Source organism: Halomonas sp. NPDC076908, from assembly GCF_050269715.1.
Taxonomy (GTDB): Bacteria; Pseudomonadota; Gammaproteobacteria; order Pseudomonadales; family Halomonadaceae; genus Vreelandella.
This window is the reverse complement of sequence record NZ_JBNNIW010000045.1, coordinates 1-24139: the sequence shown is the minus strand read 5'-3', so window position 1 is coordinate 24139 and position 24139 is coordinate 1. Positions and strand designations below refer to the sequence as shown.

The window sequence follows — 24139 nt, the reverse complement described above, 5'->3', positions numbered from 1 at the left end:
ACCGCTCAGCGTACAAAACTCTCTCCAGCGTGAAGGCCGTGTGCAAATCGATCACGATCACCGGAATGACCGGTCACGTTCGCCGGAATACGCAACTGCCACTTGATCAGTCGCACTCCCGTCGCTGTAAAACACCTGTACTGCATTGGCAATAGAGCGTTTTTCAGGGTCGTGATAATCCGCCGAATACTCGCTACTTGCCTTCACCACCATTTTGTTACGCAGCTCATCTATCAGCGGATGAGCTGCATGAAAGCTATCTTCATAGTGCTCGGCGGTCAGCGCACCAAAGATAAGCGGTACCGCGGTCATGTATTGTAAGCAGTGGTCCCTATCCGCCGGGTTGGCGAGCGCGCCAGTTTTGGAAATAATCCGAATCGCCGAATCGTGGGTGGTGAGGACAATCTTATCGATCTCGGCTAAGCGATCTTTCACTTGCGGGTGGAGCAGCACAGCGGCTTCACAAGCCGTTTGAGCATGAAACTCAGCGGGAAAGGAGATCTTAAACAAAATATTCTCCATCACGTAACTGCCAAACTCACGCTGGAAGCGTAGCCGGCGATCAGCCTCCGGCTTCAAGCTTAAATCTTTACTGGCATGGCTGAACAACACATCGTAGAACCCCCACTGGGCCGCCGACAGGGCGCTGGGAATGCCCATTTCACCGCGCAAGGCGATATCTGCTAAGCGTACACCTCTTGAGGTAGCATCCCCTGCAGCCCAGCTTTTCCGCGAACCTGCATTGGGCGCATGGCGATAGGTGCGCAGGCTTTGTCCATCAACCCAAGCGTGAGAGAGCGCTGAGAGAAGTTGCTCACGATTAGCGCCCAATAGTTTAGCGGCCACCGCAGTAGAGGCGACTTTCACCAGCACCACGTGATCAAGACCAACGCGATTGAAGCTATTCTCCAGCGCCAGTATGCCCTGAATCTCATGAGCCATAATCATTGCGTTGAGCACATCACGCATCACCAGTGGCGCTTCGCCTTGCGCAACCCGCCGCTGGGAGAGATGGTCGGCCACGGCGAGTATCGCACCAAGATTATCGGAGGGGTGGCCCCACTCGGCGGCGAGCCAAGTATCATTATAATCCAACCAGCGAATGATACAGCCGATATCCCACGCCGCTTTAACCGGATCAAGGCGTAGCGAGGTACCCGGCACTCGCGCCCCAAACGGCACTACGGTGCCTTCCACTATCGGCCCAAGGTGCTTAGTACACTCAGGAAAACGCAGCGCCAGCAGCCCGCAGCCCAGCGTGTCCATCAGGCAGTAGCGAGCAGTTTCCAAAGCCTCATCGGATTCCACCTGATAATTGAGCACATAGTCGGCAATAACCTGCAATTCAGGATCGTAATCGGGGCGCTCATTGGTTTCGGATGTGGCTGACATGGTGCCTCCTTCTTTATGTCCACCCATTCACTTTATGACCACCCATTCAGTATGGTCTAAAAGCTGTCTCCGGGTATACGAACGACACCCTCCATTAACACTCGTGCGCTGCGGCTCATCACTGCCTGTTCGATATGCCAGCGCCCCTCTACCAAGCTTGCTTCTGCGCCAACCCGAAGGCTGCCTGAGGGGTGCCCGAAAGTGACAGCGTTGCGCTTACCTCCCCCTGCGGCCAGGTTTACCAGTGTGCCCTCAATCGCTGCAGCGGCGGCAATCGCCACGGCTGCGGTTCCCATCATGGCATGGTGCAGTTTGCCCATTGAGAGCGCCCGCACCAGCAGATCGATATCAGCAGCCTGCACGCTTTTACCGCTTGATGAAATGTAATCCGCAGGCGGTCCTACAAAAGCTACTTTGGGAGTGTGCTGGCGCTGAGTGGCTTCACTAATGTCACTGATTAGTCCCATCTGTACAGCGCCATAGGCACGAATGGTTTCAAACATCGCCAGCGCTTTGCTATCGCTGTTGATGGCATCTTGAAGCTCTGTGCCGGTGTAGCCAATATCGGCGGCGTTAATAAACACCGTTGGTATGCCCGCATTGATCAAGGTCGCTTTCAGCGTTCCGACACCCGGCACGTCCAGGCCCTCGATGACATTACCGGTGGGAAAAATAGCCCCCTCGCCGTCAGCCGGATCCATAAAGGCGACCGGAATTTCGGCAGCCGGGAACGTCACGCCATCCAACTCAAAATCACCGGTCTCCTGCACTTCTCCATTAACAATGGGCACTTGGGATATGATCGTTTTCTGGATATTCACCTGCCAGATTCGGACCTCCACTACCCCATTTTCAGGAATCCGCTCGGGAGCCACCAAGCCATTGCTAATGGCAAAGGGACCGACCGCCGCCGAAAGATTGCCGCAGTTACCGCTCCAATCCACAAAAGGCTTATCAATGGAGACCTGGCCAAACAGGTAATCCACATCGTGATCGGCTGATTCACCTTTAGACAGAATCACCGCTTTGCTGGTACTTGAGGTCGCCGCCCCCATACCATCAATCTGTTTTTCATAAGGGTCGGGGCTGCCTATCACCCGTAGCAGTAATTTATCCCGTGCAGAGCCAGGCTTTTGAGCTGCTTCGGGTAAATCACTGAGCTTAAAAAACACCCCTTTACTGGTACCGCCACGCATATAAGTCGCTGGAATTTTAATCTGAGGTGCATAAGGCATGAATATTGTCTCCGGCTACGCAGCGCTGGTGGATTCGAGAAAGTCCTGAGCAAAACGTTGCAGTACACCACCGGCAGTGTAAATCGATACCTCCTCGGCGGTATCCAGTCGGCACTTCACCGCTACACGCTCGCTTTCGCCCGATTTGCGATGAATGACCAGCGTCAGTACTGCGCCTGGAGAAGCCGTACCTTCGACGTCAAACGTTTCAGTGCCATTTAAACCTAATGTCATGCGGGTGGTGCCTGGCATAAACTCCAGCGGCATGACGCCCATGCCAATCAGGTTGGTGCGGTGAATACGCTCAAAGCCTTCAGCGGCAATCGCTTCTACGCCCGCCAGCGCCACCCCTTTGGCTGCCCAGTCCCTTGAGGAACCCTGACCATAATCCGCACCGGCAATAATAATTAGCGGCTGCTTACGCGCCATATAGGTTTCAATGGCTTCCCACATCCGGGTCACTGCGCCCTCAGGCTCTACACGCGCCAACGAGCCTTGCTGCACCACGCCGTCGGCATCGCGCACCATCTCATTAAACAGTTTCGGATTCGCAAAGGTAGCCCGCTGAGCGGTGAGATGATCGCCACGGTGGGTGGCGTAGGAGTTGAAGTCCTCCTCTGGCACGCCCATTTTGGCCAAGTACTCCCCCGCGGCGCTGTTCAACTGAATAGCATTGGAAGGCGACAGGTGATCGGTGGTGATATTGTCCGGAAGAATCGCCAGTGGCCGCATGCCCTTCAATGTGCGCACTTTAGCCATATTGCCCTCCCAGTAGGGCGGACGACGAATATAGGTACTCTGTGGCCGCCACTCATACAGCGGGCTCACCTGGGCACGGGCACTCTTATCCAGATCAAACATCGGGATATAGGTCTGGCGGAACTGCTCCGGTTTAACCGATGACTTCACAATCGCATCAATCTCTTCATCGGCAGGCCAGATATCCTTCAGCGTCACGGGGTTGCCCGCTTGATCGATACCCAGCACATCTTTTTCGATATCAAACCGTATGGTGCCCGCAATGGCGTAGGCAACCACCAGCGGCGGGGATGCCAAAAAGGCCTGTTGCGCATGGGGATGGATACGGCCATCGAAGTTGCGGTTTCCAGAAAGCACGGCGGTAGCGTAAAGATTGCGCTCAACAACCTCCTGCTCAATTTTTGGATCAAGCGCGCCTGACATCCCATTACAGGTGGTGCAAGCGTAGGCGACCACACCAAAACCAAGGTTTTCGAGCTCGCTCATCAAACCGGCTTCTTCCAGGTACATCTTGACCGTTTTCGAGCCTGGCGCCAGCGATGACTTGACCCACGGCTTACGCAGTAAGCCAAGCCGATTGGCGTTACGGGCGATCAGCCCTGCGGCCACCATATTGCGTGGGTTAGAGGTATTGGTGCAGCTGGTAATCGCCGCGATAATCACCGCTCCGTCCGGCATTCTGCCTGCTTTCTCTTCGGCGCGTGCCGCATCCAGACCAACGGCAATACCGCGCTGGACCAGCTCAGAGGTGGGCAAATGCGCATGTGGATTGGAAGGCCCCGCTAAGGTGCGCGTCACTGAAGAGAGATTAAAGGTCAGCACCCGTTCGTAGGTAACCTCAGTCAAGCTATCGGCCCATAAGCCGGCTTGCTTGGCATAGGTTTCTACCAGCGCCACCTGCTCATCTTCACGGCCGGTAAGCTTCAAGTAATCGATGGTTTGGCCGTCGATGTAGAACATCGCCGCCGTGGCACCGTACTCCGGCGTCATATTGGAGATCGTCGCACGATCACCGATGGTGAGCGCGTCGGCACCTTCGCCGTAAAACTCCAGGTAAGCGCCTACCACGCGCTCTTTACGCAGGAATTCGGTAATCGCCAGCACCATATCAGTGCCGGTAATCCCAGGCTGCAGCTTGCCAGTCAATTCTACGCCGACGATGTCCGGCAGGCGCATCATGGAAGCACGGCCGAGCATAACGCTTTCAGCTTCTAAGCCACCCACTCCTACTGAAATAACGCCTAAGGCATCCACCATGGGTGTATGGCTATCGGTCCCCACACAGGTATCGGGGTAAGCAATGCCGTCACGGTTCTGTACCACCGGCGACATTTTTTCCAGATTGATCTGATGCATGATGCCGTTGCCAGGGGGGATCACATCGACATTCTCAAACGCTGTCTTGGTCCAGTTAATAAAGTGGAAACGGTCATTGTTGCGGCGATCTTCGATGGCGCGATTCTTCTCAAAAGCGCCCTCTTCAAAGCCTGCGTGCTCTACCGCCAACGAATGGTCGACAATCAATTGGGTCGGCACGACCGGATTGACCTTGGCAGGGTCGCCGCCCTTCTCGGCAATGGCGTCGCGCAATCCGGCCAGATCGACTAGCGCTGTCTGACCAAGAATGTCGTGACAGACCACCCTAGCGGGGTACCATGGAAAATCCAGGTCGCTCTTGCGCTCAATGAGCTGTTTCAGCGCATCGGTGAGCAGTTCAGGATCGCAGCGGCGTACCAGCTGTTCTGCCAATACGCGGGAGGTATAGGGTAACTGGGCATAGGCTCCGGGCTGGATATCTTCCACTGCCTCACGAGCATCAAAGAACTCAAGCTCAGTGTCAGGCAGCGGTTTACGGTAATGTGTATTCATAGCAGGCAGACTCACAAGCAGGGGCTGAAAAAAGCCCGGCAGCTAACCACCGGGCAGCACGCGGGTCAGTCTCGCGCTTCTATCGGAACCCACTCGCTCTTCTCTGGGCCAATGTAATCCGCGCTGGGTCGGATAATGCGGTTGTTGGCGCGCTGCTCGAACACGTGAGCCGCCCAGCCCGTCAGCCGCGACATGACAAAAATCGGCGTGAACAGCTTGGTGGGAATATCCATAAAGTGGTAAGCGCTGGCGTGGAAGAAATCCGCGTTGCAGAACAATTTCTTCTCCCGCCACATCACCTCTTCCACTCGTTCGGAAACTGGATAGAGCACCTTGTCGCCAACGTCATCAGACAGCTTTTTGGACCACTCTTTGATAATCGCATTGCGGGGGTCAGACTCGCGATAAATCGCATGCCCAAAGCCCATGATCTTATCCTTACGCTCAAGCATTCCCATGATCTTGCTTTCTGCTTCTTCCGGCGACTGCCAGTTTTCGATCATCGCCATCGCCGCTTCATTAGCGCCGCCATGGAGCGGGCCGCGTAGCGAGCCAATCGCGCCAGTCACACAAGAGTGCATGTCCGAAAGCGTTGAGGCACACACCCGTGCGGTAAAGGTAGAGGCGTTAAACTCGTGCTCGGCGTAGAGAATCAGCGATACGTTCATTACCCGCGCATGCAGCTCTGAGGCAGGCTCACCGCGCAGCATATTCAGGAAATGACCACCCACAGAGTCATCATCGGTTGCGGTATCGATGCGCACGCCGTCATGGGAGAAGCGGTACCAGTAACAGATGATGGACGGCAGCACTGCCAACAGCCGGTCAGCGACATCCTGTTGCTGATCGAAATTCTCCTCAGTTTCAAGATTGCCCAGCATTGAGGTGCCGGTGCGCATCACATCCATCGGGTGCGCATCTTTAGGAATCTGCTCAAGCACGGTTTTTAGCGCATCAGGTAGCCCACGCAGGCTTTTCAGCTTGGTAATGTAGTGATCCAATTCGGCTTCATTAGGTAGTTTGCCCTTTAACAGTAGGTAAGCGACTTCTTCAAATTTGGCTTTTTCAGCGAGCTCTTTAATATCGAAACCACGGTAGGTTAGACCTGAGCCTGTTTTACCTACGGTACATAGCGCGGTGGAACCGGCACTCTGACCACGAAGTCCTGCACCTGTCACGGGTTTATCAGCCATGGTGTGTCTCCTTTAATTGCTTTTATTTTTTTATATCTGAGTTTTTAATTCGTTAAGCGGCGCTTGGTTACTGGTCGTCACCCTTTTCGGCAAATAGCGCGTCCAGCTTTTGCTCAAAGTCATGGTAGTTCAGAAAATCGTACAGCTCGTCGCGAGTCTGCATTAACGGCACCACCTCTTTTTGATGGCCGTTATCGAGAATACTTTGGTAGACCTGTAGCGCAGCGGCGTTCATTGCCCGAAACGCAGAAAGTGGGTAAAGCACCATGCGACAGCCCACATCGCCCAGCTCCGTCTGAGTAAACAGCGGGGTCGCGCCAAACTCGGTGATATTGGCTAGAATCGGCGCATTGACCCGCTCACAGAAGGCTTTGTAATCATCCAGGGTGTGAACGGCCTCAGCGAAGATGGCATCTGCACCCGCTTCCACACAGGCATTGGCGCGCTCAATGGCAGCATCAAGCCCCTCTTTTTGGAATGCATCGGTGCGGGCAATCAAATAGAAGTCAGGATCGATCTTGGCGTCCGCTGCCGCCTTAATGCGGTCTACCATCTCCTGTTGGGAAACAATCGCTTTGTTCGGACGGTGACCACAGCGCTTTTGCGCCACCTGATCCTCCATATGAATCGCTGCGACGCCCGCACGCTGCATCTCTTTCACCGTGCGCGCAATATTAAACGCCCCGCCCCAACCGGTATCGATGTCCACCAATAGCGGTAACTCGGTAGCACCGCAGATACGGTGAGCGTCTTCAACCACATCGTTCATGGTCGTCATGCCCAGATCCGGCAAGCCGAATGAGGCATTGGCGACACCGCCGCCGGAAAGATAAATAGCCTGATGGCCCACTTTTTCGGCCATTAGTGCGGTATAGGCATTGATAGTGCCTAAAATTGGCAGCGGGCGATTAGCCTCAAGAGCGGCTCTAAAACGTGCGCCGGGCGTCATGTGCGACATGGGGAGTTTCTCCTTGTGAGTCGTTCCCACCGGCATAGTCATCATCGGTGGGTGGCATATCGTTATAGTTACGTTTTATGGCTTAACTTTATGGATTAGCGTTATGTTTCAGATGCTGACTGCTCGAGAGTGGCCGCATAGCGGTCGGCCACATTGGCGCGAGAGGCGCTAACATGGCGGCGCATTAATAGCTCCGCCAGCTCTGCATCGCCCGCTTCAATGGCATCCACAATGCGATGGTGCTCAACAAAGGCGCGCTGGGGTCGCGTACCACTAGCGCTGAACTGGGTGCGATATAGGCGCACAAGGTAGTAAAGATCGTCGCAGAGCAGGTTCATCAACATCTTGTTGTGGCTGCCCTGCACAATGCAGTAGTGGAAATCGAGGTCACCTTCCCGCTGGTAGTAGGCCTCGCCGCGCTTTAAATCTGCCTGGCCTTCATGTAGCGCCAACACATCGCGCAGGCCCTGAACCTCTTCCGGCGACATATGCTCGGCTGCTAGCCGGGCGGCCATACTCTCCAAGGCTTCGCGCAGGTCAAATAGCTCTAATAGCTCTTTCATAGAAAGTTGAACCACCCGGGCGCCCACATGTGGAACACGCTCGATTAAGCGGTGGGCTTCTAAACGCCGCATTGCCTCACGCAGTGGCCCACGGGAAATACCATAAGTTTTAGATAGCCCCGGCTCAGTGATTTTGCTGCCAGGGGCGAGCTCACCACGCACAATAGCATCCTGCAACTGATGAAATACCCGCTCAGCCAAGGTGCGAACTTCAGGAGCGGTCGATTCAGACAGATGTTCAGTGGCGCTTAAGGAAGAAGTAGCGAGAGAAGCCATAGTTGATTGTCGACAATTGAATAGTAAACAAACTCTAGCGCGTACCAATTGAACCGTCAACTAACCATGTTAGCCGATTTTATTCGCCTTTCGTTGTATTCACCGTTTCAAAAACCCACCTCCTGTCAACAATCTTTATTAAGTTAGGCTTTTAATTTGCGTGAGAAATGCGTCAAAGCTTTGCGCTGGTGTGAATGATAAAGCCCCTCTAAAATGTCACGCCCTTCACTGGCTAGGCGATTTACTTAATGACCAAGGCGTTGACGATAACTGTCCTGCCCTACTCCCCCGATCCATTGGGGATGTTCGCCTGCCTACGCGTACGCCCAGGCGCAGTACTTCTCGATAGTGGCCGCCCTGGCACTACCGGCCGCTTTGATATTATGAGTAGTGACCCGATTGCCACGCTGGAAGTTGCCAGCGCTGGAGAAACGCGACTTATTTCTGACCAGCTTCAGCTTCCCAACCACTTAGCCAACAATGCGTTTGGCCAGCAGCAGTGGCTGCTAGCTCAACTGGTAACCCCCAATGAACCTAGTGAGCTGCCTTTTCTCGGCGGGCTGATAGGTTATTGGAGCTATGACTTAGGCCGCGATACGTTATCCATCCCGACCCATCAGGTCAGTGCCGTTTCACTACCGCATGCTCGACTTGGACTTTACGACTGGTGCATCACGCTGGACCATGTGACCAAGCAGGCTTGGCTAGTTGCCACCTCGGAGCGGCGTGAACGTGTCGAAGCGTGGCTGGCCGAACCAACGCAAAGCACTGCTCCTTTTGCACTCAGCAGCGCCTTTCAGTCTGAGCTTAGCCACGATCAGTACGTCACACGCTTTAACACGGTGCAGCGTTATATCCGTGCGGGGGACTGCTATCAAATTAATCTGGCGCAGCGTTTTTACGCAGATTATCAAGGTGATGAGTGGCAGGCATATTTGCAGTTGCGCAGCGCGACCCCCACCCCCTTTTCAGGCTTTATGGCATGGGATGACAAGGCGATCCTCTCGCTTTCGCCGGAGCGCTTTATTCAGTGCCGCAACCGGCAGGTTGAAACACGCCCTATAAAAGGCACCCGCCCCCGCGGAGCAACGCCTGAGCAGGATCAGGCATTAGCCACTGAGCTGCTAAGTAGCCGCAAAGATCGCGCTGAGAACGTGATGATTGTAGACCTACTGCGCAACGACCTAGGCCGCGTATGTCTGCCAGGCTCTATCCGCGTGCCGCAACTATGCCAGCTAGAGAGCTACCCTAATGTGCACCACCTGGTTAGCGTGGTGCAGGGTACCCTGGCCGATAGCTATACACCGCTGGCCCTGCTGGAAGCAGCGTTTCCCGGTGGCTCGATTACCGGCGCTCCCAAAATCCGTGCGATGCAAATTATTGATGAGCTGGAGCCGTGTCAGCGTAGCGTCTATTGCGGCAGTTTAGGCTATGTGGACGTGCGCGGTAGTATGGATACCTCTATTGCCATTCGTACCATGGTGGCAGAGGCAGGAAGAGTGCATGTGTGGGGAGGCGGAGGCCTAGTCGCAGACTCTCAAGCAGAGGAAGAGTACACCGAAACACTCGATAAAATTCGCCATCTAATAGCCGCTTTGGAATAAGCAGCACATCTTCTAAATCAAAAAGGAATATAAAAGCCTAACTAAACGGTATTGGGTTTTGCTGCCTCCTGTTTGGTAGCCTAGTCAGCATGGTTACATTTTTCGATTAGGAGGCAGCATGCCCTCAGAGCTTGAAGCGATTAATAGAGATCTCGCAAATAACCCTCAAGGACTCGTTGAGTGGGCGCTGGCCCAAGGCTCACGCCCAATATGCACAACTAACTTTCGCCCCTTTGAAGCGGTGATCTTGCACATGGTGAGCCAGGTGCGCCCTGACATTCCCATTGTCTGGATGGACAGCGGCTATAATACTGAGGCAACCTACCAATTTGCTAATGAAGTGATTCAGCAGCTCAACCTTAATTTGATCAGCTTTGTCCCCCAGCGCACCCGGGCTCACCGTGAAGCACTGGAAGGCCCGATGCCGGGAATCGACGACCCACGCCACGCAGCCTTTACCCAAGAAGTGAAAATCGAGCCTTTTGAACGCGCATTGCGTGAAATGAAGCCAGACATTTGGTTCACCGCACTGCGCGCTGAAGATACCCCGGAACGCGCTAAAATGCAGCCAGTGAGCCGCAACAGCGATGGCCTTTTAAAAGTTGCCCCGCTGCTGCAGTGGAGCGCTAAAGATATGTACCAGTATCTTCAGGCACATAACTTGCCCAACAACTTTGACTACTTCGACCCCACCAAGGTAGAAGAGAAGCGCGAGTGCGGGCTGCATTTACAGCACTAACACACCGATAATTAGTATTCCGGCAGGTCTAAGCTATCAAACAGCGACTGTTCATGGCGCGGACCTGCCGTTAGCGCTTCATCCACTCGATCACGGGTTAAATGGGGCGCAAAGCGCTCCAAAAAGTCATACATATAACCGCGCATGAAGGTGCCACGACGAATACCAATCTTAGTCGTTGAGCTAGCAAACAGGTGACTTGCATCCAGCGCTACTAAATCTACGTCTAACGCCGCATCGACCGCCATATGCGCCACAATACCCACGCCCATGCCCAGCCGCACATAGGTCTTAATCACATCAGCATCTGAAGCCGTTAGCACCACATTGGGCGTAAGCCCTTTCGCTTTGAAAGCATCGTCTAACTGAGAGCGCCCGGTAAAACCAAAGACATAAGTTACCAGCGGATGATCCGCCAGCGCCTCAAGGGTCAGTGGCCCTTGCAGCGTAGCGAGGGGATGCCCCTTGGGTACCAGCACGCAGCGATTCCAGCGATAACAAGGCAGCAGTACCAAGTCAGTAAATAACTCTAATGATTCGGTAGCGATAGCAAAATCGGCCTGCCCTTCGCTGACCATCTGGGCGATCTGCTTAGGCGTGCCCTGCTGCATATGCAGCGCCACATCGGGGTATTTAAGAGTGAACTCACTAATAATAGGTGGTAATGCATAGCGTGCCTGGGTATGTGTGGTGGCTATTGCTAAGCTACCTCGCCGCTCATCGCTATGCTCTTGGGCCACCTGTTTGATATTGTCGGCAAGGCGAAGCACCTGCCCGGCCAGATCGACTATTGACTGACCGGCCGGCGTCACTCGGGTTAAATGTTTGCCGCTGCGGGCAAAAATCTCAACGCCCAGCTCATCTTCTAATAGCCGAATCTGCTTAGAGATACCGGGCTGTGAGGTAAATAGACTTTGCGCTGTGGCTGAGACGTTTAGGTTATGCCGATTAACTTCCCAGATATAGCGTAGCTGTTGTAGCTTCATATCCTCACCTTATGATCTTTTCAAGAAACAGCTGAAGCGCATGTTGCGGCTCGTTGATGCGACGCATCCAAGAAGCCAACTTATTCTTACAGCACCAGATAGAATAAAAAACAAAACAATAATACTTTTATATTATAAAAAAATCTTCCTACCAGCATCTATTAAATTCTGCTATTTAGGTAACTTGCTGCACAGGAAATTTGCCAGCACCCTTCGCGCCCGCTAACATCTGCCGACGCTTATCGCGATACACATGAGGCGCGGTGAACACTAAGCTGTGTGAAAACCAGACAGTGTCAAAACAAGGCGCGATGAACGAGCGCCAATTGATCGCGTAATGACCGTTGCTCCATTTGAGGCAACGAAACAGTAAGAGCAACGCAAACGGGAGAAGCAAATGGCTAATAATGTTGATGTCACTAACGCCAATTTTGAGCAAGAAGTTCTCAACGCTGAACAGCCTGTGCTAATGAAATTCTGGGCGCCCTGGTGCGGCCCTTGCAAAGTGATGGCCCCAGTCGTTGATGAAGTGGCTGCTGAACGTCAGGATAGCCTTAAAGTGGTTAGCGTCAATGTAGACGACGCACCTGAAATTGCCGCCGAACAAGGTGTGCGCGGTGTACCTACAGTGATGCTATTTAAATCGGGTACTAAAGTTGCTTCGCTAGTTGGCGCCCAATCCAAGTCTCAACTAACGCAGTTCATTGAACAAAACGCTTAACCTGTCCAGCAGCCGCCGACTCTGTCGGCGGCTGCAGTTCGCTACTTCTTCTGCTGCCAAGGCGGCAACTTTGCATCGCTACTAGTCTTAGTATGTTTCAACCTGCGCTTACCCGGCCCCAATAACCGAGCAATCCAGCGGGTTTGCGGATGGCTATCCAAGGCAATCTTAAGCGTCATGGTTAGCACGACTGAAAGCAACATCCCCACCGGCCCAAAAATCCACCCCCATACCACCAGCGATAAAAACGCCACAAAGGTTGAAAGCCCAAGTGCCTGCCCCATCACGCGCGGTTCAATCAGATTCCCAAGCACAAAGTTGATAATGAGATACGCAGAGGCCAACAGCAATGCTTGAAAAGCACCGCCATCCTGCGACACTAGCAACAATATGACGGGCGGGATCGCGGCCAATGCAGAACCAATATTAGGGATAAAGTTCAGGGCAAACGCTAACACTCCCCACAGCAGCGGGAAGTCAACGCCGACAATGACACACGAGAGCCATACCAGCACGGCAGTCACCAAGCTAATCATGGTTTTAACGGCCAAATAACGCTTCAGTGTGAGACTAAATTCTCCAAAACGTCTTAGGCTAGGCGCGGGATTTTCGAGCGCAAGGGATATTTTCTGTCGGAAATTTAGCGTTTCAAACAACATGAAAATTGCGAGTAAACCAATGATGCTGCCCTGCACAAAGAGGTTACCCAACTCGCCAATAATCTTGGGAACCCAGGACTCATCCTCTTCCATATTGAACAGCTCACCTAGCTGATCAGGATTAATTGCAAACCCATGAGCAGCCATCGTGTTCAATAAATTCCAGTAGTGCTCATAGAGACGAGATTCTATGTCAGGCAGCGCCTCAATAAAGGTGCCAAAACTGTTAACCACCAGCACACCAATCAAAGATAAGCATGCCAGTAGTACTAATAGCGTTGTAAATACCGAGGCACGAAGGCTAAGCCCCCAGCCATGTAACCACTGCACCGGAGACGTACATACCACGGCAATAAACGTTGCCAGCAATAACGGCACCAACAAATCAGCGCCTACCTTCATCCCAGCAATGATCACCACCAACGCGGCAAGCGCCAAGGTAGCATTGAGCGGTATACTGCGGTAATCCTCTTCCGACAATTTCGACATAACCCATCCCTAGCGTGTTATCCCACTTATTTTGACTGCAAACACGATATTGCACAAACAGTGCAAGCAATAAGCAACTGTTTTGCGTTCATTCTTTCGCGCTGAACTTTCCTTTAAAGCGCGATTCAAAGTTGCGTCTACATTAGTTTTACCTAGCGACAATTTGCGCTTACGTTTTAATTTTAAAAAGAGCTACTCCCACAGGCTTGCCAACTCAAGGACGTTACCTATGCTCAAAACATCACCCCGGTCACAAAGGTCAGCCGCTCAACTAGTGCGCTATAGCCTGCTAGGCGGCGCTTTACTGGCACTGCTAAGCGCCCCTTTGGCCCACGCCTCACCGTCACAACCTGCCCCTAGCCTACACGTTCAAGCACAATCATGGGTGGAAGTAGAGCCTGACAAAGCGACGTTAAACGCCCGACTTTGGGAAAACACCCCTGCACTTTCCACACTTGAAGAGAGTGATAGTAGCGCATTAAGCGATGCTCGCGAGCGTTTGGAGAACCGTGCAAGCGAATTAATTGAGCAGATGGAAGCCACTGGCTTAGCACGCAACGCTATTAATGCCGGTTCGTTAAATGTTTACCCTGAGTATGTTCAAGGGCAGCGTAACGACGACGGAGAACACGAGGCCCTTCAACGTACGCGGCTTGAACGCCCAATCACCATTGAGCTAACCGACCTTGATCAGTTAAGCGAGGTGCTAGACGCACTGATTGCAGCAGGCGTTAACGCGCTGGACGGCGTTCAATTCGACCTGCAAGACCGCGACGCAGCTACCGATGAAGCATTGGTCAAAGCACTGGAGAAAGCGCAGCACAAAGCCAACTTAATGGCAGACACGTTGGGTGCCGAACTGGGTCATGTACAGCGCATTGAAGAGACTCAGTCGCCTATTTTCCAACCACGCATGATGGCGATGCGGGCAGAAAGCGATGCGGCCAGTAGCCAATCAGGAGCCGTGAGTGATTACAGCCCCGGCACCATTCGTATTGATGCCGGGGTAAACGTTGAGTGGACGCTTACAGGGCCAGACGCTCCAGGCCGCCCAAATAGCGACGTAGCGGCTCAGGAATAATCACCGAGCCATCCGCCTGCTGGTGGTTTTCAAGCACCGCCAGCAGGCACCGCCCTACCGCTAACCCTGAACCGTTCAAGGTATGCAGCAGCTGTGGCTTTTTAGACTCCGGGTGGCGGAAACGCGCTTGCATGCGACGCGCTTGAAAATCTTCGCAGTTAGAGACCGAGGAAATTTCCCGATACGTCTCTTGGCTAGGCAGCCACACTTCCAAGTCGTAGGTTTTGGTAGCCCCAAAGCCCATATCGCCGGTACACAAAGTCACCACACGGTAAGGCAGCTCCAGCGCCTGCAGAATCGCTTCCGCATGGCCGCGCATCTCTTCTAACGCTGCGTAGCTCTTCTCCGGCTCCACGATCTGCACCATTTCGACTTTATCGAACTGGTGCTGACGGATCATACCGCGTGTATCGCGGCCGTGGGAGCCAGCTTCACTACGGAAACAGGGAGTGTGTGCCGTGAGCTTCATCGGTAGCGCTGCCAACTCAACAATTTCATCACGCACAAAATTGGTAAGCGGCACTTCTGAGGTGGGAATCAGGTGGTACTCACGCTCATCGTCTAGCTTGAACAGGTCTTCGCCAAATTTCGGCAACTGACCAGTGCCCATAAGCGATTCGCGATTCACCATATAAGGTACATAGCACTCTTCGTAGCCGTGCTGCTCAGTTTGGGTATCCAACATAAACTGGGCCAGCGCCCGATGCAGGCGTGCAATCGGCCCGCGCATTACCGCAAAACGTGCGCCGGTAATTTTAGCCGCCAGCTCAAAATCGAGATAACCCGACTTCTTACCCAGGTCGACATGATCCAACACCGTAAAATCAAACGCCCGCGGCGTACCCCAGCGGTGGAGTTCAACGTTATCTTCTTCTTTTTTGCCTTCCGGTACGCTTTCGTGTGGCAAGTTGGGAATGCCACTGATGGCGTCCTCCCACTCCTCCTGCACCTCGGCCAATCCTTTCTTGGCTTTATCCAGCCGCTCGCCTAAATCGCTGACTTCATCCAGCAGCGGCTGAATATCTTCGCCGTTAGCCTTGGCCTTACCTATCGCCTTCGAGCGAATATTGCGCTCGTTTTGTAGCTGTTCGGTTTGGGTTAGCAGCTCGCGACGACGAGACTCCAGCGCTTGCAGTTCCGCTTTATCAAGCGCAAAGCCCCGGCGGGCCAGTTGTTGAGCAACCGTATCAAGATCACCGCGCAGCAGTTTCGGATCAAGCATGAATCCTGTCCCTTGGCCTGAAAATCAATAAGAGCAACGCGACAACACGCGCGCAGAAAGGGGTCTATTGTAGGCAAAAGCGCGGCGGGGGGCTATGGGAGCCTGGAGCGATACACATTAATAGGCAACGTCTCTATGCCACTTCAGCAGCCGCGCTACTTTTAGACGTCGCGCCTCACGCAGGTGCGTGGATTAAGACGCCTCCATGCCAAACTCTAGCAGCCACCAAGATAGCCTTGTGATCATCGCATTCGTATGAGCCACCTAGATTTCATCAATCTCCCTGCCAAGCGTATTTGTGCTAACATTTGTACACACATAAAGACTTAAATAGGTACTCACCATGGACACCAGAATTCAATTTCGTGTTGATGAGGAAACAAAGCGCTTAAGCCAACAAATGGCTGAAAGCCAAGGGCGCACATTGAGTGATGCCTGCCGTGAATTTACTGAGCTGTTGGCTGAGCAACAGCGCAAGGTGTTGTCGCACGATACATGGCTAGCCCATCAGGTAAATCTAGCCTTTGAGAAATATGATGAGGGTAAGACTTCCTTTATTGATCATGAAAACGCGAAAGCACAGATGGCTGAACGTAAGGCTAAAATCCGCCAGCAAGCCAAGCCATGATTTTTTGGGAAGAAGAATCTCTTAATGATCGTGAGGTGATCTTTGAGTTTCTTTACGACTTTAACCCTCTAGTGGCGGAGAAAACCGATGACCTTATCGAAGTTAAAGCTGAAAACCTACTTGAGCAACCGATGATGGGCGTACAACGAGAAGGCATTCCAGGCAGATTACTTATCATCCCTGAGGTATCGCTGATTATTTCTTATTGGGTTGATGGATCTACTATTCGCATCATGCGAGTGCTTCATCAGAAACAGAAATTCCCAAGCAGCTAAAGTAAAATACTGCTCTTCTCCTCTTATCTATCTCTCCCTAGCCACAGCTCCTCCACTGCCATCCCTTGGTAAAACCTCAGCTGGTCTTATTAGCCAAAAGTGGTAGAGTTCCCGCCGATTCGACTAATGAATCGCGAAATAATAGGTTTTCGCACTTTAAACAGGAGAAAGGCCGTGCAGGAAATAGCACACAAAGGAAAACTTGGCTGGTGGCGGGGAATCGCCTTATGGAAGAAAATTCTCGCGGGCTTGGCGCTGGGTATTTTAGCCGGTGCGGTGTTAGGTGAAACCGCCAGCGTTTTTAAACCGCTGGGTGATATTTTTATCAACGCTATCATGATGCTGATTGTGCCGCTGGTATTTTCTACGCTGGTGGTAGGCATTACCTCCATGCGCGACCCGCAAAAAATGGGCCGTATTGGTGCTCGCACTATCGGGCTTTATCTGGTCACGACGGCCTTTGCGATCAGCATTGGCTTGGTGCTTTCTACTCTGTTGCAGCCTGGGGTAGGCGTTAATTTAAGCTTCGATAGCGAAGTGGCGGCTAACTAAGCGCCTTCGTTGGTCTCCATCCTGGTCAATTTAGTGCCCCGCAACCCGCTAGATGCCCTGGCCAACGGCAACTTTATGCAGATCATTGTGTTTGCCATTGGTTTGGGTATTTCGCTGACCTTGATTGGCGATAAAGGCGAGCCGGTCATGAAAGTGTTCGATAGCTTTGCCGAGGCGATGTACAAGCTCACTGGCATTGTGATGGCGTTTGCGCCATTTGGTGTTTTTGGCTTAATCGCCCATGTTTCAGGTCAGTACGGATTAGAGATTCTATTACCACTGGCTAAGCTCATCGGCGTGGTGTATCTCGCTAGCATTATCCATGTGCTGGTCGTCTACTCAGGCTTTATCTCACTGATTGGCCGCCTGAATCCGGTGCGTTATTTAAAAGGCAGCCTAGACGCCATTGTGGTCGCTTTTTCATCGGCCTCATCAGCAGGCACGCTACCGGTGTCGATTCGCTGTGCGCAGAAAAACCTGGGCATTTCTGAGGGTGTCTCAGGCTTCGTGCTACCCGTGGGTGCCACCATCAATATGGACGGCACAGCGCTTTACCAGGGCGTTGTGGTGCTGTTTATTGCCCAGATGATTGGCGCTGACCTGACCATGATGGATTACGGCATGATTGTCGCCACCGGCACGCTGGCCTCTATCGGAACGGCCGGTGTTCCAGGGGCTGGCTTGATTATGCTCTCGATTGTCATGGCGCAGATCGGCCTACCGCTGGAAGCCATTGCTGTGGTGGCGGGTATCGACCGTATCTTAGATATGGCCCGCACTAGCGTTAACGTGGCCGGTGATTTAATGGTGACCACGCTAGTAGGTAAGAGCGAAGGTGAAATTGACCTAGCCACTTACAACACTCGCCGCTAGGCAGATTGTTGCGTTTAATCAATGTCATATTCGTCCGCTGCCGCTGGCGGCGGGCGCCCCCTCTCGTTACGCAGCAGTTGTGATTCGTGACTTTTCTCGGCAACCTAGTGTTTATATTCCAAGCTGAGTACCGCTGCCATGCCAAGCGCGTTTGACCAAACCCTTGCCGCCATTGATGCCCTACATGCTGAAGACCCACGCTCCACTACGCTCGCCGACGGCACCTCAATGCCCCAGGAACTTGCCTATGCCCAACGTATGAGTGGCTGGCTAGATCGTGTACACGATGCACCCGATGAGGTATTGCGTCTTGCAGTGCGTGCCCAGCACCTGCAGCGTTGGTTAGTGCCACGAGAAGAGTATCCTGAAGGGCGTATCGGTTATTTAACCTGGCGGCGTGACCAAGGAACGCGCGCGGGTGACACCACTGCTCAGCTAATGAGCGAGGCAGGCTTTACAGCTGAAGAATCTGACCGATCGGCAACCATTATTGGCAAAAAAGGTCTGGGCCGTGACCCGGATGTGCAAGCACTAGAAGATTGCGCCTGCCTGGTATTTCTTGAGAACTACTTTGCTGATTTCTCACGCAAAATTGAGCACGACCATATGGTGCGTATTGTGCAGAAAACCTGGCACAAAATGTCACCCCGCGCCCACCAACTGGCGCTAACGCTACCGATGTCTGATGCTTCCGCAGCGTTGGTAAAAGAAGCCCTGGGTGAGGAGTAAAACGCGGAGTAAGACGTTGAGTAAAACACCACCTTGAGATGCAGCCGGGCAGCCGCTGCGGTAAAGTAGCGGACTCTCTTTATTGCGCCCCCGGCACTGACGGCCCGATCAACTATGATTGCATCCTTGGATACCCGTACCGCCCCGTTTGAACGTTTGGGGAATGAGTATGTACGTTTTTTAGAAGCCCTCAAAACCCGCGGTTTTGAAGGTGAAATCGCCCCTGATTACGCCAACCGTACGGTACTGGCGACGGATAACTCGATTTATCAGCGCCTGCCCCAGGCGGTGGTCTATCCCAAGCATGCAGAAGATATTGAGCGCCTGACCCGGCTTGCCGCACAAACGTCCCACCGTGGCATCGTGTTAACGCCCCGCGGCGGCGGCACCGGCACCAATGCGCAATCGCTGACCGATGGTATCGTGGTGGATGTCTCGCGCCACATGAACCAGATCCTCGAAATCGACGTTGAGCACCGCCGGGTACGCGTACAAGCAGGCGTGGTCAAAGACCAGCTTAACGCCGCACTCAAACCCCACGGGCTGTTTTTCGCCCCTGAGCTTTCCACCTCTAACCGCGCCACCATCGGCGGCATGATTTCCACCGATGCCAGCGGCCAGGGCAGCTGTGAGTATGGCAAAACACGCGACCATGTATTGGAACTCGATACCATCCTGCTTGGCGGTCAACACCTGCATAGCCGAGCGTTAACGCCAGATGAAGAACAGGTTGGCCGCCAGCAGGAAGGCACTCTGGGTCGCGTGCATACCACCGCCGCCGAGATCATTGACCAGCAGCGTGAGCTGATTGAGGCAACCTTTCCTCCGCTCAACCGCTGTTTAACCGGCTATGACCTGGCCCACTTACGCGATGCTGAAGGGCAGCTCAATCTCAATAGCCTACTGTGTGGCTCGGAAGGCTCATTAGGCTTTTTGAACGAAGCCGTGCTGAATGTGCTGCCGATCCCTAAGCACTCCACGCTGGTTAACGTGCGTTACACCAGTTTTATGGATGCCCTGCGGGATGCCAACGTGTTAAAGAGTAGCGCGGCGAATCCCACCTCTATCGAAACGGTAGATGACACGGTGCTTCAGCTCGCTATGGAAGACTTCGTTTGGGACAGCGTGGCGGAGTTCTTTCCTGCTACGGGCAGCTCGCCCATTCGCGGCATTAACCTGATCGAGTTTAATGACAACGACCCCGAACAACTGGCCAGCCGCGTTACGGCATTTACCGACCACTTAAGCCAAGATACTACAGTGGAGCGGCTTGGCTTCACCCTGGCGGAAGGCCGCGGGCAGATTCAAAAAGTCTACGCCATGCGCAAACGTTCCGTAGGCTTGCTCGGCAACGTACAGGGTGAAAAACGCCCGATTGCCTTTGTGGAAGATACCGCGGTGCCGCCGGAGCATCTGGCCGATTTTATTAGCGAGTTCCGCGCCGCACTGGATGCCCGAGGGCTCTCCTACGGCATGTTTGGTCATGTGGATGCTGGCGTACTGCACGTGCGCCCCGCCATCGATATGAAGGACCCCGAACAGGAAAAGCTGATTCGTGCAGTTTCCGATGAAGTAGCGGCTCTTACCCAAAAATATGGCGGCCTGCTGTGGGGTGAACACGGCAAAGGCGTACGCTCGGAATACGCCCCCAAGTTCTTCGGTGAACTCTACCCTAGCCTGCAACGGGTAAAAGCAGCGTTTGACCCGTACAACCAGCTTAACCCAGGTAAGATCGCATCACCCGCTGATGCTAACGCGCTGATAGCAAAAGATAGCGACCCCGATCTGTTATCGGTCGATAGCGTGCCCATGCGTGGCCAGTTTGACCGCACCATTGATGAGCGCGCTTGGCAAGCCTACGATGCGGCGGTTTATTGCAATGGCAATGGTGCTTGCTATAACTACGACTTTGACGACCCCATGTGCCCTTCTTGGAAAGCGACAAGAGATCGCCGCCACTCGCCAAAAGGCCGTGCCAGCTTAATTCGTGAGTGGCTGCGCTTGCAGTCGCAGGCCGGAATTGATGTGGTGGAAGAGTCGCGCAAGAAGAAAGCTGAAGGCGGCTGGGGCTTTATTAAAAGCTTCCCACGTCGTGTGGCCAACACTCTGAGTCACAAGCAGCACCACGACTACTCCCATGAAGTTTACGATGCCATGGCGGGCTGTTTAGCCTGTAAGTCCTGCGCGGGCCAGTGCCCGATCAAGGTCAATGTTCCTCAGTTTCGTTCACAGTTTTTAGAGGTTTATCACGGCCGTTATCTTCGTCCGCTACATGACTACCTGATCGGTGGCACTGAGTTTATGCTGCCCACTCTCGCCAAAGCAGCGCCGTTGTATAACGCATTGATTGGTCAGCGCTGGGTGGAAAAACTGATGCGCAGCAGCGTGGGTATTAGCGACTCCCCTGCACTTTCCCGAGCCAGCGTTAAAAAGCAGCTAAGGGCCTGGGGAGTGGCCGAAGCCACGCCCACGGCATTGACGCTTCTTACCGAGCAGCAGCGCGCGAGTAGCGTGATTATTGTGCAAGACGCCTTTACCACCCACTTCGAAGCCACGCTGGTAATGGATGTAGTGGAGCTGCTGTCACGCCTTAACCTGCGCGTATTTGTTATGCCTTTCTCGGCTAATGGCAAGCCGCTACAGGTACAGGGCTTTTTGGGCGCTTTTGAGCGCACCGCCGCTAAGCAGGCTGAACGGCTGCGCAACTTGGCACAATTCGCTATTCCAATGGTAGGTATCGACCCAGCAATGACGCTGACCTATCGCCAAGAGTACGTCAAAGCGCTGGGCAATGAAGCAGTACCCGAGGTACTAATGCTACAAGAGTGGCTGGCGACGCGGATCAACACCCTGGTACCGAGTCAACTCGAACTAACCGACCCTGGCTTTAAACTACTGTCACACTGCACAGAGAAAACCAACGCGCCGGGCAGCCCCAAGGCATGGCAACAGGTATTTGCGGCGTTTGGTTTAGAGCTTGAACTGATGGCCAGCGGTTGCTGTGGCATGTCCGGCACCTACGGCCATGAAAACCGCAACGTTGCCACCTCGAAAACGATCTATGCCCAATCCTGGCAGCCACAGGTTGAGGCACAGGAGAACGCGGGCAAACTGTTGGCAACGGGCTACTCTTGCCGCAGTCAGGTGAAGCGCTACTCTGAACAAGTGCTACCACACCCACTGCAAGCGCTGCTGATTTGCCTACGCAGTCGCTAGGGAAGCGCTGAACAATTCATCTCTGGGCAACTGAAGCGGTCAATGTGGCCCGAGTATTGTCTCCGCGATCACTATTTAGCCACTGTCGGTGGCTTTTTTACCGGACTGCCGTGTTTCCGGCTGCCAGGCCGGATTTCAAGACACACTAACCCCATGAGCGTGTTTCTGGCCTCGTCCAGCCAGTACTAGGTTGGCCAACGCAAATAGGCTGAACAACTGCGCTTGGTTCTTGGTCAGCCCCTTGTAGCGAACCTTGCGATAGCCAAACAGGTTCTTAATGACATGAAACGGATGCTCGACCTTGGCGCGGATACTGGCTTTGGTCTTTTCGAAGGCCAGCAGCAGCGTTTTCTTCCGGCTGTCTTCCATTTTCTTAATCGCGCCGCGTCTGACAGCAGCACAGCACCGAGTCTCCGGATCCTGCGTATCTTCACCCAGGTATTTCGCCATACCGAGATACCCCGCGTCGCCGTATATCCGTTTGTCATCCTCTCGGACCAGATGCCCCGCCATGGTGACATCGGCGACATTAGCTGAGGTGGCGACCACACTGTGGGTCAGCCCAGTCACGGCATCGACGCCGATATGGGCCTTCATCCCGAAGAACCATTGATTTCCCTTCCGGGTTTGCTTCATCTCCGGATCACGTTGCTTAGCTTTGTTCTTGGTGGAAGGCGCCGCCGCCACAATGGTGGCGTCAACGATAGTGCCCTCGCGCATGAAGAGGCCCTGTTCGGCCAGGCTGGCGTTGATCTCCTCGAAGATCCGTTGGGCCAGGGCATACTTCTCCAGCAGATGGCGAAAGCGAAGCAACGTGGTCGCGTCGGGAACACTCTCGATGGCAAGGTCGATACCGATGAAGTCACGCATGGCCTGGCTGTCATAGATGGCATCTTCAAGCGCTTCGTCGGCCAGTCCGTACCATTGCTGAAGGAAATAGACCCGCAACATCCGTTCCAGACCAATCGGTGGCCGACCGCGCTTGCCCGCCGATTTAGGGAAGTAAGACGGCGACAACGCCTCGATCAGGCGTTGCCATGGCATTAGGGCATCCATCTGGGCCAGGAACCGTTCCCGGCGAGTGACCTTCTTCTTGTTCTGGTGCTCAACCTGAGCAAACGAGATCTGCTTCATCGGAAACTCTGTCGGACAGTGGAAATCCCTATTTTACCCTGCCGGTGGCACTTAAGCAGCAACGGCCGTATTTATGCAGCGGTTCCCTAGTGCGCATGCATGAAAAAGAGGCTTACACGTTCGGTAAGCCTCTTTTTTAATAAGTTTTATTACCAATACTGTTTGCAAAGCAATCGTTCAACTTGGCTATTGGTTCCTGGTCGTATTAATTACTAAACGGCAACGATGAGTGGTGCAGCACAATACGTAAGTTATTGTCTTCATCTAGCTGGTAGCCCCAGCTTTTATCTACCGTAGTAGTATTACCATCGCTATCCACCATAGAGACATTGCCCATGGTCAGGGCGGCATCGCCATTGATAAAAATAGCGGCATTATCCACCGTCACTTCTTGCCAGCCTCGCAGAGCGAAACCACTATCTTCAGGGAACTCGTCGCTATGGCCAACAAAGTACGCTAACGCCCCTTCGGGAGTGCTACGAAAAGTTTGTGGTGCTGCGGCTAGGGTCGGTTTAAACAGTACAGGGCCAATATCATAGCCGTAGGCGCTATCAATCACTGACTCAGCAAGCTCGGTGGCGGCCTCGATCCCTTTCTCTTCATACTTGTTAGCAATCGCAACCAGGGCCTCTCCCCACGCTTGTTGTGCTTCAAGCACTTGTTTTTCAGTGATATCGCCACCTAAATGCGTTACCGGGGCCGCATTTGCAAACGAAACAACGCCTAGCCCCAGACCCAATACAGTACTAGTCAGTAGTGACTTCATCATGTTAATCATTCTCCGTGGAGTAGTCATTGGCTGCTTTAAGCGCGCAACATCACTATACCGGGAGTAGCTTTCGTTAAGATCGCAGCAGTATTAACGCAGAAGGCTAACTTTATTAACATTAGCCTGAATCCGTGAAGCCGGCGCCGACACTTTCCCTATCACCGCCAGCGAGCACTTTTTGATCATTCGCCCCGTGCAAGTTGGCTTTCGCAAGCCC

Annotated in this window: 19 protein-coding genes and 1 pseudogene; 9 read left to right on the top strand and 11 right to left on the bottom strand. The window is 53.4% G+C overall.

Annotated features, from left to right (window positions below; translation table 11 throughout):
* Nucleotides 1-57 precede the first annotated feature (57 nt).
* From prpD to ACQKE4_RS18280, 6 genes are all read right to left on the bottom strand, one after another.
* Complete coding sequence (gene prpD / locus ACQKE4_RS18305) at nucleotides 58-1392, bottom strand: 2-methylcitrate dehydratase (RefSeq protein ID WP_427389717.1); 1335 nt, start codon at nucleotides 1390-1392, stop codon at nucleotides 58-60.
* A gap of 56 nt (nucleotides 1393-1448) precedes the next feature.
* Nucleotides 1449-2627: a 2-methylaconitate cis-trans isomerase PrpF gene (prpF, locus tag ACQKE4_RS18300; protein WP_427389716.1), complete on the bottom strand. Its 1179-nt coding sequence runs from the start codon at nucleotides 2625-2627 to the stop codon at nucleotides 1449-1451.
* A gap of 15 nt (nucleotides 2628-2642) precedes the next feature.
* Complete coding sequence (gene acnD / locus ACQKE4_RS18295) at nucleotides 2643-5255, bottom strand: Fe/S-dependent 2-methylisocitrate dehydratase AcnD (protein ID WP_427389715.1); 2613 nt, start codon at nucleotides 5253-5255, stop codon at nucleotides 2643-2645.
* A 65-nt stretch (nucleotides 5256-5320) separates the two neighbouring features.
* A complete protein-coding gene (gene prpC, locus ACQKE4_RS18290; protein ID WP_427389714.1) occupies nucleotides 5321-6448 on the bottom strand; it encodes a bifunctional 2-methylcitrate synthase/citrate synthase in 1128 nt (375 codons plus the stop codon).
* Between the two features lie 67 nt (nucleotides 6449-6515).
* Nucleotides 6516-7406 (bottom strand): methylisocitrate lyase, encoded by an 891-nt coding sequence (gene prpB, locus ACQKE4_RS18285; RefSeq protein ID WP_427389713.1) that lies wholly within the window; start codon nucleotides 7404-7406, stop codon nucleotides 6516-6518.
* 101 nt (nucleotides 7407-7507) lie between these two features.
* Nucleotides 7508-8245, bottom strand: coding sequence for a GntR family transcriptional regulator (locus ACQKE4_RS18280; RefSeq protein ID WP_427389712.1), 738 nt, complete (start codon nucleotides 8243-8245; stop codon nucleotides 7508-7510).
* Between the two features lie 248 nt (nucleotides 8246-8493).
* Here ACQKE4_RS18280 and pabB point away from each other — a divergent pair, with 248 nt between their 5' ends.
* Complete coding sequence (gene pabB, locus ACQKE4_RS18275) at nucleotides 8494-9849, top strand: aminodeoxychorismate synthase component I (RefSeq protein ID WP_427389711.1); 1356 nt, start codon at nucleotides 8494-8496, stop codon at nucleotides 9847-9849.
* 118 nt (nucleotides 9850-9967) lie between these two features.
* Entirely contained in the window at nucleotides 9968-10588 is a 621-nt protein-coding gene (locus ACQKE4_RS18270) for a phosphoadenosine phosphosulfate reductase family protein (protein WP_427389710.1), read from the top strand.
* Nucleotides 10589-10599: 11 nt separating this feature from the next.
* Here the strand turns inward: ACQKE4_RS18270 and cysB are convergent, their stop codons facing one another.
* The gene (cysB, locus tag ACQKE4_RS18265) at nucleotides 10600-11574 is read right to left on the bottom strand and encodes an HTH-type transcriptional regulator CysB (RefSeq protein ID WP_427389709.1); all 975 of its coding nucleotides are present in this window, start codon (nucleotides 11572-11574) and stop codon (nucleotides 10600-10602) included.
* A 397-nt stretch (nucleotides 11575-11971) separates the two neighbouring features.
* Here cysB and trxA point away from each other — a divergent pair, with 397 nt between their 5' ends.
* On the top strand, nucleotides 11972-12295 hold the full coding sequence (gene trxA, locus ACQKE4_RS18260) for a thioredoxin (RefSeq protein ID WP_096279135.1): 324 nt from the start codon (nucleotides 11972-11974) through the stop codon (nucleotides 12293-12295).
* Nucleotides 12296-12336: 41 nt separating this feature from the next.
* Here trxA and ACQKE4_RS18255 read toward each other — a convergent pair whose 3' ends face one another.
* A complete protein-coding gene (locus ACQKE4_RS18255; RefSeq protein WP_427389708.1) occupies nucleotides 12337-13443 on the bottom strand; it encodes an AI-2E family transporter in 1107 nt (368 codons plus the stop codon).
* Nucleotides 13444-13672: 229 nt separating this feature from the next.
* Between ACQKE4_RS18255 and ACQKE4_RS18250 the strand changes: the two genes are divergently transcribed.
* Nucleotides 13673-14524, top strand: coding sequence for an SIMPL domain-containing protein (locus tag ACQKE4_RS18250; RefSeq protein WP_427389707.1), 852 nt, complete (start codon nucleotides 13673-13675; stop codon nucleotides 14522-14524).
* Here the strand turns inward: ACQKE4_RS18250 and serS are convergent.
* Nucleotides 14469-15746: a serine--tRNA ligase gene (gene serS / locus ACQKE4_RS18245; RefSeq protein WP_427389706.1), complete on the bottom strand. Its 1278-nt coding sequence runs from the start codon at nucleotides 15744-15746 to the stop codon at nucleotides 14469-14471. The genes ACQKE4_RS18250 and serS overlap by 56 nt on opposite strands.
* A 343-nt stretch (nucleotides 15747-16089) precedes the next feature.
* On the opposite strand from serS, the gene ACQKE4_RS18240 reads away from it, so the two are divergent.
* From ACQKE4_RS18240 to ydiJ, 5 genes and pseudogenes are all read left to right on the top strand, one after another.
* Nucleotides 16090-16374, top strand: a complete 285-nt coding sequence (locus tag ACQKE4_RS18240; RefSeq protein WP_427389705.1) for a damage-inducible protein J — start codon at nucleotides 16090-16092, stop codon at nucleotides 16372-16374.
* Nucleotides 16371-16649: a type II toxin-antitoxin system RelE/ParE family toxin gene (locus ACQKE4_RS18235; protein ID WP_427389704.1), complete on the top strand. Its 279-nt coding sequence runs from the start codon at nucleotides 16371-16373 to the stop codon at nucleotides 16647-16649. The genes ACQKE4_RS18240 and ACQKE4_RS18235 overlap by 4 nt, the downstream gene beginning before the upstream one ends.
* 174 nt (nucleotides 16650-16823) lie before the next feature.
* Nucleotides 16824-18074, top strand: a pseudogene (locus ACQKE4_RS18230) (dicarboxylate/amino acid:cation symporter).
* A 138-nt stretch (nucleotides 18075-18212) separates the two neighbouring features.
* Nucleotides 18213-18803 carry a DUF4202 domain-containing protein gene (locus ACQKE4_RS18225; protein WP_427389703.1) on the top strand — a complete coding sequence of 197 codons (591 nt, stop codon included), beginning with the start codon at nucleotides 18213-18215 and terminating at the stop codon, nucleotides 18801-18803.
* Between the two features lie 114 nt (nucleotides 18804-18917).
* On the top strand, nucleotides 18918-22019 hold the full coding sequence (gene ydiJ, locus ACQKE4_RS18220; RefSeq protein WP_427389702.1) for a D-2-hydroxyglutarate dehydrogenase YdiJ: 3102 nt from the start codon (nucleotides 18918-18920) through the stop codon (nucleotides 22017-22019).
* Nucleotides 22020-22154: 135 nt separating this feature from the next.
* Here ydiJ and ACQKE4_RS18215 read toward each other — a convergent pair whose 3' ends face one another.
* Nucleotides 22155-23153, bottom strand: coding sequence for an IS5 family transposase (locus ACQKE4_RS18215; protein ID WP_240717188.1), 999 nt, complete (start codon nucleotides 23151-23153; stop codon nucleotides 22155-22157).
* Between the two features lie 205 nt (nucleotides 23154-23358).
* Nucleotides 23359-23922 carry a phosphoribosyl-AMP cyclohydrolase gene (locus ACQKE4_RS18210; RefSeq protein ID WP_427389701.1) on the bottom strand — a complete coding sequence of 188 codons (564 nt, stop codon included), beginning with the start codon at nucleotides 23920-23922 and terminating at the stop codon, nucleotides 23359-23361.
* Nucleotides 23923-24139 lie beyond the last annotated feature (217 nt).

Coding starts and splice junctions, on each gene's coding strand:
- prpD (WP_427389717.1), bottom strand. CDS start 1,392: ATGTCAGCCACATCCGAAACCAATGAGCGCCCCGATTACGATCCTGAA.
- prpF (WP_427389716.1), bottom strand. CDS start 2,627: ATGCCTTATGCACCTCAGATTAAAATTCCAGCGACTTATATGCGTGGC.
- acnD (WP_427389715.1), bottom strand. CDS start 5,255: ATGAATACACATTACCGTAAACCGCTGCCTGACACTGAGCTTGAGTTC.
- prpC (WP_427389714.1), bottom strand. CDS start 6,448: ATGGCTGATAAACCCGTGACAGGTGCAGGACTTCGTGGTCAGAGTGCC.
- prpB (WP_427389713.1), bottom strand. CDS start 7,406: ATGTCGCACATGACGCCCGGCGCACGTTTTAGAGCCGCTCTTGAGGCT.
- ACQKE4_RS18280 (WP_427389712.1), bottom strand. CDS start 8,245: ATGGCTTCTCTCGCTACTTCTTCCTTAAGCGCCACTGAACATCTGTCT.
- pabB (WP_427389711.1), top strand. CDS start 8,494: ATGACCAAGGCGTTGACGATAACTGTCCTGCCCTACTCCCCCGATCCA.
- ACQKE4_RS18270 (WP_427389710.1), top strand. CDS start 9,968: ATGCCCTCAGAGCTTGAAGCGATTAATAGAGATCTCGCAAATAACCCT.
- cysB (WP_427389709.1), bottom strand. CDS start 11,574: ATGAAGCTACAACAGCTACGCTATATCTGGGAAGTTAATCGGCATAAC.
- trxA (WP_096279135.1), top strand. CDS start 11,972: ATGGCTAATAATGTTGATGTCACTAACGCCAATTTTGAGCAAGAAGTT.
- ACQKE4_RS18255 (WP_427389708.1), bottom strand. CDS start 13,443: ATGTCGAAATTGTCGGAAGAGGATTACCGCAGTATACCGCTCAATGCT.
- ACQKE4_RS18250 (WP_427389707.1), top strand. CDS start 13,673: ATGCTCAAAACATCACCCCGGTCACAAAGGTCAGCCGCTCAACTAGTG.
- serS (WP_427389706.1), bottom strand. CDS start 15,746: ATGCTTGATCCGAAACTGCTGCGCGGTGATCTTGATACGGTTGCTCAA.
- ACQKE4_RS18240 (WP_427389705.1), top strand. CDS start 16,090: ATGGACACCAGAATTCAATTTCGTGTTGATGAGGAAACAAAGCGCTTA.
- ACQKE4_RS18235 (WP_427389704.1), top strand. CDS start 16,371: ATGATTTTTTGGGAAGAAGAATCTCTTAATGATCGTGAGGTGATCTTT.
- ACQKE4_RS18225 (WP_427389703.1), top strand. CDS start 18,213: ATGCCAAGCGCGTTTGACCAAACCCTTGCCGCCATTGATGCCCTACAT.
- ydiJ (WP_427389702.1), top strand. CDS start 18,918: ATGATTGCATCCTTGGATACCCGTACCGCCCCGTTTGAACGTTTGGGG.
- ACQKE4_RS18215 (WP_240717188.1), bottom strand. CDS start 23,153: ATGAAGCAGATCTCGTTTGCTCAGGTTGAGCACCAGAACAAGAAGAAG.
- ACQKE4_RS18210 (WP_427389701.1), bottom strand. CDS start 23,922: ATGATGAAGTCACTACTGACTAGTACTGTATTGGGTCTGGGGCTAGGC.